This is a genomic window from Paenibacillus sp. strain BS8-2, assembly GCF_054483835.1.
The window spans coordinates 1891261-1909214 of the sequence record NZ_CM137010.1 but is presented as its reverse complement, the minus strand read 5'-3'; the positions used below and the strand labels follow the sequence as shown (position 1 = coordinate 1909214).

The 17954-nt window shown below is 54.7% G+C and carries 19 protein-coding genes; 6 read left to right on the top strand and 13 right to left on the bottom strand.

The window, feature by feature from the left end; translation table 11 throughout:
- Nucleotide 1 precedes the first annotated feature (1 nt).
- Both ACX1C1_RS08385 and ACX1C1_RS08380 read right to left on the bottom strand, forming a co-directional pair.
- Nucleotides 2-1549, bottom strand: a complete 1548-nt coding sequence (locus ACX1C1_RS08385) for an extracellular solute-binding protein (RefSeq protein WP_458956647.1) — start codon at nucleotides 1547-1549, stop codon at nucleotides 2-4.
- Nucleotides 1550-1684: 135 nt separating this feature from the next.
- Nucleotides 1685-1957: a hypothetical protein gene (locus ACX1C1_RS08380; protein WP_458956646.1), complete on the bottom strand. Its 273-nt coding sequence runs from the start codon at nucleotides 1955-1957 to the stop codon at nucleotides 1685-1687.
- 291 nt (nucleotides 1958-2248) lie between these two features.
- On the opposite strand from ACX1C1_RS08380, the gene ACX1C1_RS08375 reads away from it, so the two are divergent.
- Nucleotides 2249-2938: a stalk domain-containing protein gene (locus ACX1C1_RS08375; protein ID WP_458956645.1), complete on the top strand. Its 690-nt coding sequence runs from the start codon at nucleotides 2249-2251 to the stop codon at nucleotides 2936-2938.
- A 229-nt stretch (nucleotides 2939-3167) separates the two neighbouring features.
- Here the strand turns inward: ACX1C1_RS08375 and ACX1C1_RS08370 are convergent, their stop codons facing one another.
- The 3 genes from ACX1C1_RS08370 to allB are packed head-to-tail and all read right to left on the bottom strand — an operon-like array spanning nucleotide 3168 to nucleotide 7119.
- On the bottom strand, nucleotides 3168-4436 hold the full coding sequence (locus ACX1C1_RS08370; protein ID WP_458956644.1) for a pyridoxal-phosphate-dependent aminotransferase family protein: 1269 nt from the start codon (nucleotides 4434-4436) through the stop codon (nucleotides 3168-3170).
- Nucleotides 4433-5722 carry an allantoate deiminase gene (allC, locus tag ACX1C1_RS08365; RefSeq protein WP_458956643.1) on the bottom strand — a complete coding sequence of 430 codons (1290 nt, stop codon included), beginning with the start codon at nucleotides 5720-5722 and terminating at the stop codon, nucleotides 4433-4435. Before allC ends, ACX1C1_RS08370 begins: the two co-directional genes overlap by 4 nt.
- Before the next feature lie 17 nt (nucleotides 5723-5739).
- Nucleotides 5740-7119: an allantoinase AllB gene (gene allB / locus ACX1C1_RS08360; protein WP_458956642.1), complete on the bottom strand. Its 1380-nt coding sequence runs from the start codon at nucleotides 7117-7119 to the stop codon at nucleotides 5740-5742.
- Nucleotides 7120-7410: 291 nt separating this feature from the next.
- Here allB and ACX1C1_RS08355 point away from each other — a divergent pair, with 291 nt between their 5' ends.
- Complete coding sequence (locus ACX1C1_RS08355; protein ID WP_458956641.1) at nucleotides 7411-8490, top strand: Gfo/Idh/MocA family protein; 1080 nt, start codon at nucleotides 7411-7413, stop codon at nucleotides 8488-8490.
- 201 nt (nucleotides 8491-8691) lie between these two features.
- On the opposite strand, the gene ACX1C1_RS08350 is transcribed toward ACX1C1_RS08355, so the two are convergent.
- From ACX1C1_RS08350 to ACX1C1_RS08340, 3 genes are read right to left on the bottom strand one after another with little or no spacing between them, the layout of a single operon-like run.
- On the bottom strand, nucleotides 8692-9249 hold the full coding sequence (locus ACX1C1_RS08350; RefSeq protein WP_458956640.1) for a chromate transporter: 558 nt from the start codon (nucleotides 9247-9249) through the stop codon (nucleotides 8692-8694).
- Complete coding sequence (locus ACX1C1_RS08345; protein WP_458956639.1) at nucleotides 9236-9904, bottom strand: chromate transporter; 669 nt, start codon at nucleotides 9902-9904, stop codon at nucleotides 9236-9238. Before ACX1C1_RS08345 ends, ACX1C1_RS08350 begins: the two co-directional genes overlap by 14 nt.
- Nucleotides 9905-9923: 19 nt before the next feature.
- On the bottom strand, nucleotides 9924-10409 hold the full coding sequence (locus ACX1C1_RS08340) for an Lrp/AsnC family transcriptional regulator (protein ID WP_458956638.1): 486 nt from the start codon (nucleotides 10407-10409) through the stop codon (nucleotides 9924-9926).
- A 229-nt stretch (nucleotides 10410-10638) separates the two neighbouring features.
- Between ACX1C1_RS08340 and ggt the strand changes: the two genes are divergently transcribed.
- Together ggt and ACX1C1_RS08330 are read left to right on the top strand one after the other, a co-directional pair.
- Nucleotides 10639-12228, top strand: coding sequence for a gamma-glutamyltransferase (ggt, locus tag ACX1C1_RS08335; protein ID WP_458956637.1), 1590 nt, complete (start codon nucleotides 10639-10641; stop codon nucleotides 12226-12228).
- Nucleotides 12229-12349: 121 nt separating this feature from the next.
- Entirely contained in the window at nucleotides 12350-13564 is a 1215-nt protein-coding gene (locus ACX1C1_RS08330; RefSeq protein ID WP_458956636.1) for an amidase, read from the top strand.
- A gap of 105 nt (nucleotides 13565-13669) precedes the next feature.
- On the opposite strand, the gene ACX1C1_RS08325 is transcribed toward ACX1C1_RS08330, so the two are convergent.
- On the bottom strand, nucleotides 13670-15094 hold the full coding sequence (locus ACX1C1_RS08325; RefSeq protein ID WP_458956635.1) for an SH3 domain-containing protein: 1425 nt from the start codon (nucleotides 15092-15094) through the stop codon (nucleotides 13670-13672).
- Nucleotides 15081-15626 (bottom strand): RNA polymerase sigma factor, encoded by a 546-nt coding sequence (locus ACX1C1_RS08320; RefSeq protein WP_458956634.1) that lies wholly within the window; start codon nucleotides 15624-15626, stop codon nucleotides 15081-15083. Before ACX1C1_RS08320 ends, ACX1C1_RS08325 begins: the two co-directional genes overlap by 14 nt.
- A gap of 183 nt (nucleotides 15627-15809) precedes the next feature.
- Here ACX1C1_RS08320 and ACX1C1_RS08315 point away from each other — a divergent pair, with 183 nt between their 5' ends.
- Both ACX1C1_RS08315 and ACX1C1_RS08310 read left to right on the top strand, forming a co-directional pair.
- Nucleotides 15810-16139 carry a PadR family transcriptional regulator gene (locus tag ACX1C1_RS08315; protein ID WP_458956633.1) on the top strand — a complete coding sequence of 110 codons (330 nt, stop codon included), beginning with the start codon at nucleotides 15810-15812 and terminating at the stop codon, nucleotides 16137-16139.
- Nucleotides 16136-16822 carry a VanZ family protein gene (locus tag ACX1C1_RS08310; RefSeq protein WP_458956632.1) on the top strand — a complete coding sequence of 229 codons (687 nt, stop codon included), beginning with the start codon at nucleotides 16136-16138 and terminating at the stop codon, nucleotides 16820-16822. Before ACX1C1_RS08315 ends, ACX1C1_RS08310 begins: the two co-directional genes overlap by 4 nt.
- 184 nt (nucleotides 16823-17006) lie before the next feature.
- Here ACX1C1_RS08310 and ACX1C1_RS08305 read toward each other — a convergent pair whose 3' ends face one another.
- The 3 genes from ACX1C1_RS08305 to ACX1C1_RS08295 are packed head-to-tail and all read right to left on the bottom strand — an operon-like array spanning nucleotide 17007 to nucleotide 17784.
- A complete protein-coding gene (locus ACX1C1_RS08305) occupies nucleotides 17007-17201 on the bottom strand; it encodes a hypothetical protein (RefSeq protein ID WP_458956631.1) in 195 nt (64 codons plus the stop codon).
- Entirely contained in the window at nucleotides 17185-17334 is a 150-nt protein-coding gene (locus ACX1C1_RS08300) for a hypothetical protein (protein ID WP_458956630.1), read from the bottom strand. Before ACX1C1_RS08300 ends, ACX1C1_RS08305 begins: the two co-directional genes overlap by 17 nt.
- A gap of 21 nt (nucleotides 17335-17355) precedes the next feature.
- Entirely contained in the window at nucleotides 17356-17784 is a 429-nt protein-coding gene (locus ACX1C1_RS08295; protein WP_458956629.1) for a DUF1801 domain-containing protein, read from the bottom strand.
- Nucleotides 17785-17954 lie beyond the last annotated feature (170 nt).

The window sequence follows — 17954 nt, the reverse complement described above, 5'->3', positions numbered from 1 at the left end:
CTCATTCCCCCGCTGTGCGTCCTTCTTGCAAGAACCACTCATTCACCTCTTGTGTAGCCTTCTCGCCGCCCCGCTTAAGCCATTCCTTCTTAAATTCAGCGAACGAAAGAACATCCTTTTTCCCCTTTATGTAATCCGCCTCGAATTGTTGAATCTGTCGTGTGTAGATACTGGCAACTGACGCCCCTGTCTCAGTCACATAGGTCAATGCGGGATTCTTGATCCCTTGTCCAGCTACCAGATCCAGCGCTTCTCTTTGCTTTGCTTGAATCTCCTCGCTTGCGTCTACGGACACATAGAGATAGGGATCGAACGGATTCATAAGAAACAGCTCGCCTAGCCGTTCCTCCCCGAGCAGCTCCTTGTTCAGATGTGTCATCTGATTGGAGGAGTCCAAGCGGTAATGAATATTCTCCAAACCGAATTGACGAATGTAGTAGCCTTCCTCGCCAGCCTGCCAATCCAGCCACTCGATTATTCGCTCCAGCTTGGCAGAGGACACATGACTTGATATCAGGATCCATCCATAGAAGCCGGGCTGCTCCGAGAATCCACGTATGCCACTTGGCCCTTCTGGCGGTCCTAACATAATCAATTCCGCGTCAGGCTCTCGCTCGCGCAATACGCTCACAAACTTGGCATAATCACTGATAGGCGCGATAATCATGCCGGTATGCCCCTGCATGAATCGTTCTCCTGCCTGGGCGGTCTTCAGCGTTGCAAAGCGTTGATCGATGCCCCTGTTCTGGTACAGATCACGGAGCCACTCCAAGCCGCGTTCTCTGCCCGGCGATATCTTGCTTGCGACTAACTGTCCATCCTCCTGCATAAGCCAGCCGTTACCTGCGCCGAAGGGTATAAACAGCTCGCTCAGGAAGCTCAACCCCTCGCCACCAGCAAACCCATAGGTATCCTTCTTCCCATTGCCATCCGGATCATCTTGACCAAATGAAGTTGCAACCTTATAGTAATCATCTATTGTAGCGGGAAGAGGCAATCGCAGCGCGTCCAGCCAGTCTTTGCGTATGATGACCGCCTTATCCACCGTGGCCCGAGGCCGCGGAATACCAAACAACCTTCCATCGAGCTTGGCATTCTCAAGCAGCTCTGGCGGAAGCTTGCTCAGATGCTCGGAGGATTCTACATAGGCTGTCAAATCATGAAACAGCCCTCTCCTTGTGTGGTTTAGCAATTCTGACTGAAAGGACGTCCACACCACAACATCTGTCAGCTTGCCCGATGCGGCGGCTGCCCTGAGTTTATTGGCATAACTGCTGCTAGATTCCGGCCGCTGCACCAGTCGGATATCGAATGTCGATTCTACGTAATCCTTAACTGTGCGGCTGCCCGTTTGCCGATTGTCGTACTTGGGATACATGAGCGATATGCTCATAGGACTCCCTTCCGAATCATCCATCGCTTGCGTGTACGAGATACGTTTGCTTTGCACGCCCACCACTACACAAGCTGCGACAATTACCGTCAGCCCTGCGGACAGTATCAGAAAAACCTTCAGTTTCTGGCTGATCACCGACCTACCGATCTTCATTCCCTCCCTAAAGCTCGTCTCCGCCATACAAAAAAGCCTCTCCCAATTATACTAGGAAAGGCATCCATTGTATGCAAATTATACTATTTCTCTTATCGATGCAGACTTTCCTCCAGAGTGCCCAGGACAGGACAGCTACTTGACGGAAGGATCGTCTTGATCCGTCTCGTCGACAGATATCACGCTTACCTTGCAGGTCCTGCCTGCTTCTATACCTTCAATACGCGCATACCCGCTTCCTCGCTGTACAGAGATACGTCTGTCCTTTATAGCCCCGTACACTTTCCAATCTACTGCTACGATGAGCAGATCCCAATCCGTGGCATTCTTCCATATTACATGAAGCACTTCGCCCTCCGTCAGAATCTCTACAGCGTTTGGATTGCCGGGAGCATCACAAAACCCCATTGCACCACCTCCCACCTGAAATCTACGTTCATTCTCTGCAACTCCATGGCTACGGAGATACGTTTCAATGTGTTACTTCCATCCTTCCTTATTTGAGCATGATTTGCCCCCAATGTAGCATGACGCCGGCCCGGATTCCTATAATCACTTCAAATGATTATCCCGTCTGTTGACACCACTCATACTCAAATCATTAGATTATAGCGACCCGAATCTCCCCCATGATACGCTCGGATGGAAACGGGGCCCCAATATCGCTCCGACTACATGTATGAAGGAGAGAGAATACGAATGAAGAGGAAAACGGTTGTATGGCTTGTAGTGCCGGCTATGCTGATCAGCTTTGCCGTCGGGGCAAGCGCAAGCACCGGACTAGAGAAGATCAGCGCGCACCTGAACTACAATTTGAAGTTCAAGATTGACGGCAAGGTGTGGAAGCCTGTCAAGGATGACGGGCTCAGCATTGCCCCTATTACTTATCAGGGCACCACATATTTGCCGGCACGAGCGATCGCCGAGGCGTTGGATGTGGTTGTAGGTTATGATGCGGCTACATCTACCGTACTCTTTGGAGAAGTCGTCGACGGCACACCCGTGACAGAAGAGGTCATTGAGCCTTCCTACGGCATTACACATACGAAGGATCAGAAGCGGACCATTGTTGGGGGCAAGGATTACAAAGAGGTGTATTATGCCGAGGATGTGGGCTCCTACTTCGGCGAATCGCTAATGTTCCATCCGAAGAAGAAGTATCAAACGCTTTATCTGCAGGTCGCTTCCATTCAACAAGATCTCATTATTGAAGTGTACGAAGGGGAGACACCTGTTCAAATTATGCAAACCAGTATCGAGAATGGATCCGATATGAACACAATTGAAATTGATGTCGGCGGCCTCGACTCTGTACTCGTCGTCATGAAGACTTTCCCTGAAGCGGAGTTCTCGGATATTTATGTATCATCTACTTCGTATTACAAATAATTGGATATAAGCTAGTTGTCTAACCTTCAACGGTACTAACATCTGCCTCAAAGTGAAACGGCTATGCCGTCCTCTGGCGGCGGGGGGCGCGTTGCATGCCAAGCAATTCCAGCGCTCCTCCAGCCCGTTCTCAAGGCCCCATTCTCTGCACAAAGAAGCTGTCCGTTTCGGTCCTCCGACCGTACTGGACAGCTTCTTCCTAACCCGCTTTGCCGCGCACGCTCATGCATCACTTGACGGCATATACATCCATCGCCGCCTGCAGCGCAGCGCCTGTGTCGACCTTGGCGCCATGCCGCAGCAGCACCGCTTCGAGCGCGCCAAGCGTCAGCAGGACATTACGTTTGCTTGCGCTGTAACCCATCGTGCCGATTCGCCAGATTCGACCCTTTAGCGCGCCGAACGAGCTGGCGATCTCGATGCCGAATTCGGATAGCAGCATGGACCGTACCGATTCACCGTCGATACCCTCCGGTATTTCGATACAGGCGACGACCGGCATCTTGCACGCCGGGTCCCCGAACAGCCGCAGTCCCATCGCCTCAATGCCCGCGACAAGCGCCTTCTCCTGCAGTCGATGTCTTGCAAATCGCTGCTCCAGCCCTTCTTCCAGCACGAGCCGCAGCCCTTCGCGCAGCGCGTACAGCATGGATGTCGCTTCCGTATGATGGTTGAGACGGGCCGGGCTCCAATAATCCTGCAGCTGGCTCAGATCGAGATAGTTGCTCTGGATCGGAGAACACGCCAGACCCCCACCCCCACTCCTAAGAGCCGCTGATTCAGCAGCCGCCATCGCCTCCTCAGCAGTCAACAGTCCCCGCTCGATGCGCTTGCGCTTCAGCAGCTTCGCTTCGGCTCTTGCATTATACGTAATCGGCGCCAGCCCGGCCGGCACCGACAGACACTTCTGCGTACCGCCCATAACCGCGTCGATCTGCCACTCGTCCGTCGCTACCTCGATCCCGCCGATCGTCGCCACCGCATCCACGACGAGCAACGCGTCCATCTCGCGGCATACATCGCCAATCCCCTCGAGCGGCTGCAGACGCCCCGTTGACGTCTCCCCATGCACAATGGCTACAACCGCCGGACGATGCGCACGGATGCCCGTTATTATTTCTTCAGGCGTGAAGACACTGCCCCATTCCTTCTCGAGCGTCGCCACCTCAGCACCACAGCGCTTGGCAATCTCTACTAACAGATGTCCGAAACGCCCATAGACCGGTACCAGCACCTTATCGCCCGGCTCGATCAGACTAACCAATACCGCCTCAATGCCGGATCTTGACGTCCCGTCCACCGGATAGGCCCACTCGTTGCCGGTCATAAACAGCTTGCGCAGCATGCCCATCGTTTCGTTCATAAGACCCGTGAACTCCGGATCGAACTGTCCCAGAATGGGATACGACATCGCGCGCAGCACACGCGGATCCACCTCAACAGGTCCAGGTGTCATGATCGTACGTGGAGACGGGGATAAATCTTTGTAAATGGTCATGACAGCATCCCCTCCTCCTCGTAACCCAATCGATATAGCAGCTCGATCAACACGAGCACGCCTGTAGCCAAATCCCTTGACGATGTAAATTCCTCGGGAGCATGCGACAGACCTCCCTTGCTTGGTACAAACACCATCGCCGAAGGGCACAGCCGCTGGAACATTTGCGCATCATGTCCCGCTCCGCTGACCATTCGCTTAGACGTTACGCCCAGCTCCGCGCATACCTCGTCCAGCTGTGTCTTAAGCGCTTCGTCCATCGGCGCTGGCTCCTCGCGGAACCACTCCTCGCACTCGAGAGTCAGCTTGCGCGAGTCGGCGGCATCTTGGAACGCGTGGCGCAACCACGTACAAAAGCCCTCCAGCTGAGCCCCGTCGGAATGCCGAACATCGACGGTGAAGCTTGCTTCGCCCGGCACTACATTCGGCACGTTCGGCGACACGAGCAGACGTCCCACCGTCGCTACCAGCGGCTCCCCGATGCGAATCGTCTCTTCGCGCAGCATTGCAATCATGGCTCCTGCTCCCTCTAATGCGTCTCGCCTCATTCGCATCGGTGTCGTTCCCGCATGGTTAGCCTCGCCAATAAGCTTAATCTGGTAACGTCTCTGTCCGACGATCGCGTCGACGATGCCAACGGACAATCCCTCGCTCTCCAGCACTGAACCTTGCTCGATATGGAGCTCCACGAACGCGCCAACATCCTTGCGACGCGCCGGACTGCCGCTCCCTTCGCCGAAGCCGCAGCTTTGCATCGCTTCTTCGAAGGATAAGCCCTCAGAATCGACCATTCCTGCAATGTCGCCAAAGCTCCTCTCGCCCACGATGCTGCCGGAGCCCCAATAAGCCAGCGGGAAACGGCTGCCCTCCTCCTCGCTCAGCGCCACCACCTCCAGCGTCCGAGTCGGCTGTCCATACTGATCGCGAAGATACTCCAGCGCCATACAGGCTGCGGCAATCCCGAGTGCTCCGTCATATCTGCCGCCGTTGACGACCGTGTCGATATGCGATCCGCTCACAATGGCAGGAAGCTCCGGTCTAAGCCCCGTCAGCCGTCCGAATAAGTTGCCAACCTCGTCGAACGAAGCGTCCAGCCCCATCCCTGTCAGCTTGTTACGCAGTGCAAGCTGCGCTTCCAGCCATTCGGGCGTATAGAGCAGGCGAGTCACACCCGCCCCCTCTGCGGAGTAGCTCGACAACCACGCCAGAACGGCATCTATCTTGGTTTCCAATCGTTCGAGGAGCGCCTCCCTCTCCTGCTCTGACAACTTCGTCCGCACTCCCATATGCCGTCACTCCTTGCCTAAGCTCTGCGATATTCCTTCCATTGCCCCGCCATGATTTCTGCAAGTCCCGCTTCTCGCGTATAGACAACACGCCCTCGCGAGATCGTTGCGTGTACGGCGCACAGCATCGTCTCGCCGATATAAGGGCTATGCTTATGTTTGTGATATAGCTGTTCTCTCTTCAGTTCATACGAGGCCGTGAGATCCATCAACACCAGATCGGCATCTCCGCCAATCCGGATCTCGCCCTTGCGGTCAGAGAGACCGAACCTTCTTGCCGGCTCGCAGCTAACCATTCGGCTGATCTCCGTAAGCGGGATCCCACGTTTCATATGACCTTCCCCTACGAGCAGCGTCAACGAGCTTTGAGCCCCGGCAATTCCGCCCCACGCCCCGGCAAACTGCTCCGCATTCTTCATCTCCTCCGGACATGGAGAATGGTCGGAAGCGATCACTTGGACGAGACCTTCTGCTATGGTCTCCCATAACTTCGCCTGCTCTGCCGCGCTCCGCAGCGGAGGCGCACATTTGGCGGCTGCGCCTTTGCTCGCCAGCATGTCGTCCGTCAACACGAGATAATGCGGACAAGTTTCTGCTGTTACGTCAACGCCTCTGCGCCGTGCTTCCGCAATGAGACCAATGCCTGCCGCACTGCTGACATGTACGATATGAATCGCGCAGCCGGTCTCCTCCGCGTAGAAGAGCGCACGATGAATCGCCTCCAGCTCGGCGACGATTGGTCTCGACGATACAAAGTCGGCGGCCGACGTGCGTCCTTCACGAGACGCAGCTTCCGCCAGCTTGGAGACGATGGGCTCGCTTTCGGCATGCAGCGCTAACACTTTGCCTGTCGTCGCAATGATCTTCATGCCCTCTAACAGTGTATAGTCGTCCACTCGGGCGAACGCGTCCTCGCCAGGTCCTCCCGGCTCAGACATAAACGCCTTGTAGCCGATCACCCCCGCCTCGTGCAAGGGCAGCAGATGCTCCAGCTTGCCAGGCACGAGTCCGCCCCATAACGCGTAATCGACATGGGATCGGTTCTGCGCCGCCGCAAGCTTCTGGCGGAGAGCCGTGACGGTGACCGTCGGCGGCACGCCGTTAAGCGGCATATCGATGTATGTCGTGACTCCCCCCGCCGCAAGCGCAGCAGAGCCTGTCTCGAAGCCTTCCCAGTCGCCAAGACCCGGCTCGTTCAAGTGTACATGGGCGTCAATCATGCCTGGCATGACGACAAGTCCCTTCGCATCGATCTCTCGCTCGCCCGTCGGCAATCCCGGTGCGCCCAGCTGCGCGATAACGCCGTCTTTGATACCGATGTCCATCAAACATATCTCGTCCCGGAGCACGACCTTGCCGTTCCGGATGACGGTGTCCATCCGATATTGATCCGCCATATGCGAAACGCACCCCCTTATGGTGTGAACGTTCATTACATCGATTTCTATGTGTTCCTACATCATAATCGCAAGCTCCGTCCGCTGTCATTGTGCAGGAGCTCCAAATTTCCTCCGATCTATTGAGTACTGCGCACAACTGGTTTTTTTGACTATTCGGCCACAGGCGCTGCATCATGTCGCGAAATTGCACATCAACAATGACGCAATGATCGACTACTTCCCTCTTGGAACAGATGTTACGATGTGGGTAATGTCACAATTATCGAATAAGGAGCTGACTAAACGTCTATGGGCAAAACCATTCGTATCGGTATTATCGGAAGCGGCGGTATCGCAGGCGCACATCTGAGGGCTTATCAGAATATGGAGAATGTTGAGATTGTAGGAGCGGCAGATATCGTGCCTGGCAGAGCGGCACAGTTTCTATCGTCGGCCGGACTTTCGGAATCGGTTGCGTTTGAGGATCACCGCAAGCTGCTAGAGCTTGATCTGGACGGTGTCAGCATTTGCACGCCTAACGTAGCCCATTATCAAATGACGATGGATTCCCTCCACGCGGGCAAAAACGTCCTGCTCGAGAAGCCGATGTCCGTCACGCTGGACGAGGCGATTGAGATGACGCAGGCGTCCGAAGAAACGGGACGCATGCTGACCATTGGTTTCCAACCGCGATACGATCCCAATATGAAGCTGATCCGTCAAGTGATACAAGAGGGCAAGCTCGGCAAGGTGTATTACGTAGAAGTGGGCGGCGGACGCCGCAGAGGGATGCCGGGCGGCACGTTTATCCGCAAGGATCTGGCGGGCGCGGGCGCAATGGCCGATATCGGCTGCTACTCGCTTGATTTCGCGCTCCAAGCGCTGGGTTATCCAAAGCCGCTGACGGTATCGGCGGTGACTTCGAACTATTTTGGCACCAACCCAACCTATCATCCCGAAGCCAGCCGCTTCGACGTTGAAGACTTCGGCGCTGCCTTTATCCGTCTGGAGGGCGGCATTACGCTGCAGTTTAAAATTTCGTGGGCCATGCATATGGATTCACTAGGCGCATCCACGTTCCTCGGCACCGACGCAGGGCTTAAGGTAACGTCTGCAGGCGAAGGCCCTTGGTCAGGTGTATGGGACGGACAGGTCGGCAGTATGACCTTATTCCACGATCTGCTTGGACAGCATACACAGACGCCTTTGCCACGCATCGAGCATAACCTCGACGTCTTCGAGGAGAAGGTCAAGGACTTTGTCCGCGCCTTGCGCGAAGGCGGCGCCGCTCCGATCCCGGCTAAGGAAATCCTGTACAACCAAGCCATTATCGATGGGATACTCCGCTCCTCGGCGGCGGGCAAGGAAGTAGCAATCGATCTGCCGTAAGTGGTGCACGGAGCGTGAGAGCTATCTGGCGCCTAGCAAGGCAGGAGCGGAGGAGCACGTTAACCGTAAGGGAAGAATCTAGCATATCGGCAACATTTGAAATACACATCACCTACTAGATGATGTGTATTTCACGTTTCTGAATCAAGATTTTAACTGCTGCAGTAATAACAAACTTGTTTCATGACCATGAAACGACAGTTACATCCACGTTCCCGTATGCGGGATGACAAGTCCCCCATAGACAAACGCCGCCACGATAACCAAAGCCGGGTGGATCTTGCGAATTTGCATCGCCCAGAACGCCACCGCCGCGATGAGAAGCGACTGCAGCCAGCCGATGGATTCGATCGCACTCTCCCCCATCTGCCAAGTGAGGATCAGCATCATGATAGCAATGACGGGCTGCACCAGCAGCGTCATCCCTTTGACGACTGGCGATTGGCGGTGTTTCTGGAGCATATTCAGCAGGATTATCAAAGCGATGGCTGAAGGCACGATCGTTGCCGCCAATGCGACAACGACTCCGACCCAGCCGCCAACGTCGTAACCTACGAATGCCGCGATCTTGGTCGCGATCGGTCCAGGCAGCGCATTGCCAAGCGCAAGAATATTGGAGAACTCCTCCGGCGTGGACCACGCGTGATTGGTTACGACCTCGCGGTACATAAGCGGGATAGAAGCCGGACCGCCGCCATAACCCAGCACGTTCGCCACGAAGAAGCCAATTATAAGCTGGAGCCATTCAGTCCATTCCACGCGTCACGCCCCCTTTCTCCTGCTGCCGCAATCTCGCGTCCTGCTCCCGCTTCAGCTGCCTTGCTTCTCTGCGCTTCTTCCAAGCCGCGGAGGTCCTCATATGGAATGCCCCGTAACCAAGGAACACGACGATGACGAAGGCGGGATGCAGCTGCACCAGTTGAAGCAATCCGAACGCTAACGCAAAGAAGGCGATGCCTGCATAAATCCCCAATCCCTTAACCGCCCGCTCCCCGAACTCGTATGCCATGACGCCAAGCATCACCGCGATTACGGGGATGACGGCTCCGATCATGCCTTGGATTATTGCCGATCCGCTGAACCACTGAACGGCGGATAACAGCGCGATCATCGCGATGCCCGAAGGCACGATATGCGCCAATACCGAAACGACAGCACCCAGCACGCCTTTTTTGCGGTAGCCGAGGTAAGCCGCCATTTTGGTCGCAATGGGACCTGGCAATGCGTTCGCGAGCGCCAATATTTCGCCGAACTCCTCATCCTCTAACCACTTGTAGTGCGTAACGGCCTCATATCGAATGAGCGGAATGACGGAAGGACCGCCGCCGTAGCCGATCACGCCCGTTTTCATCATGGCCCAAGCGATCTGCAGGTATGGGTTGTTTAATTTGTACGGCTTTTCTCTCCCGGCCATTTTCGCCTCCGCTCCCATCCTACAACCTCATTCCCATTCGACTCTTGTATCGATTGATCAGCAATTGGCAATCTACACTCATAATGCCGGGAAGCACGTATAGCTTTTCCTTCATGAATCGTTCCATCTCCGCATTGTTGCGGAACAGCCCGTGCATATGCAACTTGCTCGGTCCCGTCATATGGTAGAGACTCGTCACATACGGCTCTGTCGACAGTTGATCGGCGGCGGCATGCAGATGTTTGGGCTCCACCTCCACGTTGAAGAACGCAGATACCTGAATTCCAATCCGCTCCGGATTAATAACAGCCGTGAACCTTTCGATCACACCCGCTTCCATTAGCGCGTTAACCCTCGCCTGTACCGCTACACGCGAAAAACCGATTTCTTTGGCCAGATCCGTGTACGAAATCCTCCCATTCGCATTCAGCTCCCGAATAATTTGACGATCGATATCATCAATTTCGACGATTGGCAATTCCGTTTCATCCCTTGGCTCCTTCATCCCCGCAGCTCCCATCGCTATTATTTATATTCATTTTGTCGTTATAATTACTCATTCGATTACGATATGTATTAATATATACGCACTTATAGACGTTTTCAATATAAATATCACAATACGCTTACTTTGTTATTGCGCAGATCGAGGGATGGTGGTATTTTTAGATCAACAGGTTATGTGAATTATTCTAACATCGTTGCATCAACATCGAATTGGGAGAGTGGGCAAAATGAACGCATCGGTGATCGGAACGGAAGCGATGGTTGTAAGTCCTCATAAGCTGGCTACGGCCGCAGGCGCACGCATCCTTGCTCAAGGCGGCAATGCGTTCGATGCGGCAGTGGCCGTGAGTGCTTGCCTCGCCGTCGTCTACCCTCATATGACCAGCATAGGGGGGGACTCCTTCTGGCTAACCTATCATGCCGCCGAAGGAAAAGTACGCGGCTATAACGCCAGCGGCAGGTCTGGCTATAACGCCAAGCCCGAGCTTTATGCCGGACTGGACGCCATTCCGCATCGCGGGATCCGTGCAGCGATTACCGTACCGGGCATGGTCGACGGCTGGGATGCGGTACAGCGCACCTATGGAAAACTACCGTGGTCGGATGTGCTGTCTCCCGCAATTGGGTACGCCGAGGATGGCTTCCCCATGACCTATGACCAATACGCGCACGCTGCCCAGCATGCCGGCATGTTGTCGTCGACGATGGAGACGGCGGCGATTTATTTGCCAGGCGGGTCAGCGGCGGGGGCGGGCGAACGGTTTGTACAAAAGGATATGGCGGCAACGCTAAAGCGAATCGCGGCGGGCGGACGGGAAGAATTCTATACGGGAGAGACGGCCGGGGAGATCGTCGCTTATATGGAGAAACATGGCGGATTGCTGAGTGCAGATGACTTAGCTGATCATACAGGCGAGTGGGTAGAGCCGATTAGCGGATCTTACCGCGGTTACGATTTGTTCCAAATGCCGCCGAATTCCCAAGGGTTCACAGGCATCATGGCGCTGCATGCGCTGGAGAACTTCGAGCTTGGCATCGGTGCTGTTGAACACGGATCGTATGAGTATTATCATCTCTGCGTAGAGGCGCTCAAGCTAAGCTTCCTGGACCGCAACGCTTATCTGACTGATCCTGCGTTCTCGCCTGTGCCTCTGGACCGACTGCTGAGCCAAGAGTACGCCGCGGGGCTAGCCGCCTCCATCGACTTATGCAGAGCGAGCTCGCAGGAGCTGGCGAAGCCGCTTGGCAGCGATACGGCGTATGCGGCTGTGGTCGACAAAGACGGCAATGCCGTCTCGTTTATCCAGAGCCTCTACTTCGAATTCGGCTCTGGCGTTGTTGCCGGACGGACCGGCGTGCTCTTGCAGAACCGCGGCTCCTTCTTCTCGCTGGAACCTGGTCATGTGAACTTGCTGCAGCCGGGCAAGCGCACGTTCCACACGCTGATGCCAGCGATGGCCTGCCAAGGCGGCAAACCCGTTATGCTGTACGGCACGCAAGGCGGCGAAGGCCAGCCGCAGACGCAGACCGCGCTATTTACGCGGATGGTCGACTACGGCATGGACCCGCAGTCTGCGATTGACGCGCCGCGCTGGGTATGGGGCCGCACATGGGGCGCGCCGACCCAGGAGCTCAAGATCGAGGGGCGCGTGCCGGACGGCGTGCTCGCGAAGCTCGGCGCTGCGGGCCATCTCGTCCGCAAAGTCGCCGACTTCGACGGCATCATGGGCCACGCCCACGCCATTCGCCGCGACGAGCGCGGCTTTCTGCAAGGCGGCGCCGACCGCCGCAGCGACGGCAGCGCCATTGGCTGGTAGGCGCGGCGCTCACCCGCCGACATAACGGGCGCCAGCGGCGCTCTTTCGGGCAGTTATTGTCGGTCTCACCGACATACAGCCCGCCACCCGCTTTCGAGTCAAACGTTAGGAGGTCAACTCGATGGATCCATGGAATGTTTACGCCAATGAGCACCTTACGGCGATGCCTACAGGCAGCGGGCCGCTTGACGGCCTGTCTTTCGCGATAAAAGATGTATTCGACATTCAGGGACATACAAGCAGCGCGGGGAATCCCGACTGGCTGCGTACACACAAGGCGGCATCTCATCATGCATCAGTTGTCGAGCAATTGCTGGGCCAAGGCGCGCGGCTGCGTGGCACAACGATAACCGATGAGCTGATGTTCAGCATCAACGGCGAGAATGTCCACTACGGCACGCCCGTCAATCCCGCCGATCCCGTCCGTATCCCCGGCGGCTCCTCCAGCGGTTCCGCCGTGGCAGTAGCTGCCGGGCTGGCCGACTTCGCGATCGGCACAGACACCGGCGGCTCCGTCCGAGTGCCCGCCAGCTATTGCGGCGTTTACGGCATTCGGCCCACGCATGGCGCAGTGTCCTCCGAAGGGCTCATCCCGCTCGCGCGAAGCTTCGACACCGTCGGCTGGATGGCACGAGATGCGCGGACTTTGCTGGATGTAGGACGCGTGCTACTAAGCAGTCAAGGCGCCGCGACCATTGATAGAGCTCCCTCCCATGGCTTGACTCGCCTCCTCATTGCAGAGGATATGTGGGAGCTTGCGGACTCGGCAACCAGAGATGCTTTGGCCGCCTGCCTGCCAGCCATCACAAATCTCATGAGCCAAGGCGAATCCATCACCGTCGCATCTGCCCCTGGCGGACTCAACCATTGGAAGAATACCTTCCGCATTATCCAAGGCCACGAGATATGGCGCGAGCACGGCAACTGGATCACCGAGACGAAGCCCACTTTCGGCGCCGATATCGGCGACCGATTCCGCTGGGCGTCAACCATTGCGGAGCCCGAGCTGCAGGACTCCCTCGCCGTTCAACAAGCTGCTATCCTGCGGATGACAGAATTGCTCGACGAGCATACCATTATCGTCGCGCCTACGGTACCGTCTATTGCTCCGCTCAAGAACGGCTCCGGCGAAGATATCGAGCTGCGACGCCAACAGACGTTCCAGCTATGCTGCGTAGCCGGCTTATGCGGACTGCCTCAAGTCACGATGCCGATACAAGGCGAAGGCGGTCTCCCCATCGGTATTTCTTTTATCGCCAGACAAGGTCATGATCTCCAGCTCTTGCAGTGGCTCGTCGACGTATCGGAACGTTTGACGAAGGAGCAGCGCTTATAACGCCTGCTCCTTCCAACCTCATCTCCCCTATCACGATAAACGGCCCATCACTTGGCATCCTTGCCAGGCGATAGGCCGTTTTCATGCACGCTACTTAACTTCCCTCTATTGCATCGGCATCCAACCAACCTTCCAGATGCCTGCAGCATTCCGGTGGATTTGGAAGCCCATCTCCTCTTCCCCTGTTCCTCTGTCGAATGGAGTCATGCGGATTAGAGCATACCCATCCTCCAGCTGTTCCACTTCCTCCGCCAGTCGATAATCCAGCTTCAACCGCTCCCATAGCTGCCAACCTCGTAATAACGTCTCAGCATCTTCCGGAACCTCACGCATATAACGCTCATAGTCCGGTGCTCCATAATCCGCGTTGTGGATATATAACGCATATTGCGTTTCCCAATCGTTGTCCATGCTCGCTTGCACATAATAACGGAATACCTCAATCGGCGAAAGTCCACGCAGCAGCTCTTCATCCCGGTTAGCCGCAAACTTTTCATACCCCGCGAACTCCGCTGACGTCATATGCCATGTCCAAGTCATCTGATTAGACAACAAACGTCTGAACTCCGTGTGCGCTAAGAACGGATTCGGGATAAAATCTCGCCCCTGAACATAGCCAACAAAGCCGCCCGCCGCCCCAATTCTATACCTTCCGTCTTCCAATACCTCCGTTATGTTAACACTGCTCAGCATCAGTATACCCAGCTCCGTCCTATTCCCCTCGCTATCTCGAACATCTGCGCCTTCCCTAATGACACCTTCCCGAGCTAACGCCGGATCCCAGTCCGCGAGCTCAGACTTGCGCAGCCAGAATTCTCCGCCGTACGGCTGATCGTAAGTCGTGATACTGACGCAAACCCAGTCCTGATACTCCTTATATATCCTGACTACCCTCCCGGCACCTAGCTTAAAGCCAGTCGGCACAGCCTCCATCGGACTCAGACTAAACGAGACAGGATCCCCCACCAGCATCAAATACGGCGTGACGGCATTCACCGAAGCTTCCACCTTATCCCTTGTCAGATACCAATCGTTCACCCATCCCAATCGGCTCCCTGCTTGCTCTACCAGAGCAAAACCATTGACGCTGTCCTTTACCGTCAGCGGGACCCCCGGTTTCACGGTATTCTCCGGTCCTTCCATGGTCCAAACATTCGGTTCAGCGTACGCCCCTGTCTCTCCAATCACATAAAATACACCTTCCAGAGGCTCCGCCTCTTCAGCCTGCGTTGGTGTCGGCTGCAAAGTCGCCGATGGCTGCGGCGTAATGATTGGCTCTATTGTTCCTGGCGGCATCAATACCTCCGGCGTTTCCCCGAACCAGCGAGTGGGCTGCAGCACTAAGATCATAGCCAGGACGGCGGCCAACAGCCCTACTCCGGAGGCGACAAACCAGCCTTTATAACGTTTCTCCACTTTGCCGGCTCGAGCGTGGGCAACAACCTCCTTCATCCGTTCCTCCGTAAACGTCCTTTCCCGAAACGGCCCCGTCTTCATCCGCTCGTACCAATCCGGCCTAGACTCCTTCATACACGCCGCCCTCCTTCCACATGTCGGCAGCTTTGCGCCGCGCTCTAGACAGGCGGGACTTTACCGTGCCCATCGGCAACCCCGTCAGCTCCGCCATCTCCTTGAGACTGAGCTCGTATTTGGCATCGAGAATAAGAAGCTCTCTATACTTAGCAGGAAGTCCCATCACGACCTCCCAAATATCGTCCGTCAGCTCTCTGCCCAAAGCTACGGATTCCGCTGACGGTTCCCTGCCCGGTCGCTCCGGTTGTCCGACAAGTATGACCCGTCGCAGGAAAGCGGATCTTCTATAGTTAAACGTGCAATTCCGCGTAATCGCGAACAGCCAGGTCATCATAGACGACTCTCCCCGATAACGATTAACGCTGCGGAACACGCTAAGAAACACCTCCTGCGCGATATCATCCGCCCAGTCGGTCTTGCCGGTGAGAAAGTAGGCATAGTTCCACACCTCTTGACCATGGAGTAACATCAGTTCATTCAAATCTTCAGGCGACAATCGCTCTACAAACCGCCAATAATCCCGCTCCATCCCGATCACCTCTACCCAGTTAGACACATGTAAGGCGTGTTAGGTTCCACTTTGCCGTAATCTTTATATGTTTTATTGAACGAAGTTCCCAATTAACGAAATCCAGTGAACAGTACCCTAGATGGATATTCAAACTTGTATAGCGACATATGTCGTTATACAATGTAGTGGGAGGTGAACAACATGGACAAAGAGATTTTAAAGGGCAGCATTGATATACTTCTTCTCTCCGTAATCGCACGTAAGGATACTTACGGTTACGAAATTGTCCAACATTTGAAAGAGCTCAGTCGCGATACGTATCAAATGAGCCAAGGAACGCTTTATCCTGCGCTAAAAAGGCTTGAAAATAAAGAACTTCTTCATTCCTATTGGGTAGACAATGATGCAAGCGGGCGGAGAAAATTCTATGCGCTCACAGAAACAGGACGAGCGGAGTTGAAAGATAAACTGGCAGCTTGGGATCAAGTGCATTCACTGATCCAATCGTGCAGAAAGGCGGGCTTTGCATGAAAGATTTTGATACATATTTAACGAATATTCTCAAAAACGTTGACGCCTCATCGGAAACAAAACATGACTTGTATTCGGAATTCCTCGATCATCTGGAACAACTACGTATGAGCTATGTCGCAGACGGAGCAAAAGATGAGCACGCGATAAAAATGGCTATTGACGATTTTGGTGAGTCAGACTTGTTAAGCGGACTGATGAACAAAGCGATATCACCGAATCGCAAATGGCTTCAACCCTTGGCTTGGTGTGTTTTTGCAACTTATGCGATAGTCGTTGTTTATCAACTGCTTTTAAGTCCAATGCGGCTTTCATATCGTGGAATTTTACCACCTCTTTCTAACTTAACGCCATTTCGCAGCTTACTGCAATACGCAGAAGGTTTTCAACACTACGAATTTGAGACGTGGTTCTTTAATCTCTTCGGTAACGTCTTGCTCTTTGTCCCTCTTGGTTTCCTGCTGCCTATCCTAGTCGTACATGCGCGGCGTTTCATATTAATGATCATCTGGACGTTGATTGTCAGCCTCGTCATCGAACTGACCCAATTCGGGGCACGGCTCGGAGTTTTCGATGTTGATGATCTCATTCTGAACGTCCTCGGCGGCGCGATTGGTTACGGAGCATGGATAATATGCGCTGCGGGTTGGCGGCTGGCGTTGCGCAAGATGGTCCTTCACTAAATGACTTGATAGAGACAAAGCACAACGAATAGACCGCCGATCTTGCTGGCGGCATATGGGTACACTGTATTCATTACTCTACTTTAAAAAGGAACTGCCTCGGCAAGCCCGCAGCGAGAACACATCACAGATCAACAAGGCCCATGCACCTACGCATGGACCTTGTTCCCGTTGCCTTACAATCTCATCGTTGAGATTTGGTCTGTTTCAGCAACGCCTTATTTTTTTCGTTGAAAGCACCGTTGTGCGACGACACATATGCCGCGGAAGAGGCTTGGGGCTCCATGTGCAGCTTGGCGCCATGAACGGCGAGTGCCGCATGTCCATGGTTAATAATAACGGCATCCACTTCTACCTTCACCTTATCGTCTGTCGCCATCGCCGTGCAGCTGCAGGATCACGTAAGGAGCCATAACCTCTATATCCGACTCCATAATATGTCTGACGTTTTTCTCGTGACCTCCAAGCTTGTCACGTCGATGGACCATCGTGATGCTGGCCGCGATAGGCATCCCATTTCGCCCCTTCGTCCCTTACCCCTGCGAAGGATACTTGGCTTTCATATAATCCATCGAAGCGACGATCATACGTTTCAACACATCGAGATCGATGTCTGCCAGCTTGTTCACGTAGACGCAGGATGCGCCTGATGTATGTTTGCCGAGCTCGCTCAGCATCTCCTCGCGGTTCGGCTCGTCCGGGGCCAAATACAGGCTGAGCTTCGCCTTGCGCGGTGAAAATCCGGCCAGAGGCGCCACACCTTCGTGGCCGGAATCATATTTGTAATGATACGACCCGAATCCAATGATGCTCGGTCCCCACATCTTCGCCTCGAAGCCGGTCGTCTCCTCATGCAACTCCAGCAAACGGTATGCGTCCTCGCGTTTCTTGGGGTTCTCAATCGCCTCAATGAATTCGATTACGCTTTGATCCGTTTCCTTCATCTTCTGCTCGTATGCCATGCGAACATCTCCTCCATATCTAGATACCGTTCCTTGTCCCGATTATATCAAATACGCGAGAGCGCCACACAACGATACTCCGCAACAAAACAAATAACGGCGAGCCGCAATCGCGACCCGCCGTCCTAGTTCGGCAATCGGCCCGGGGGGCGAGCCAAATTGCTTAACCC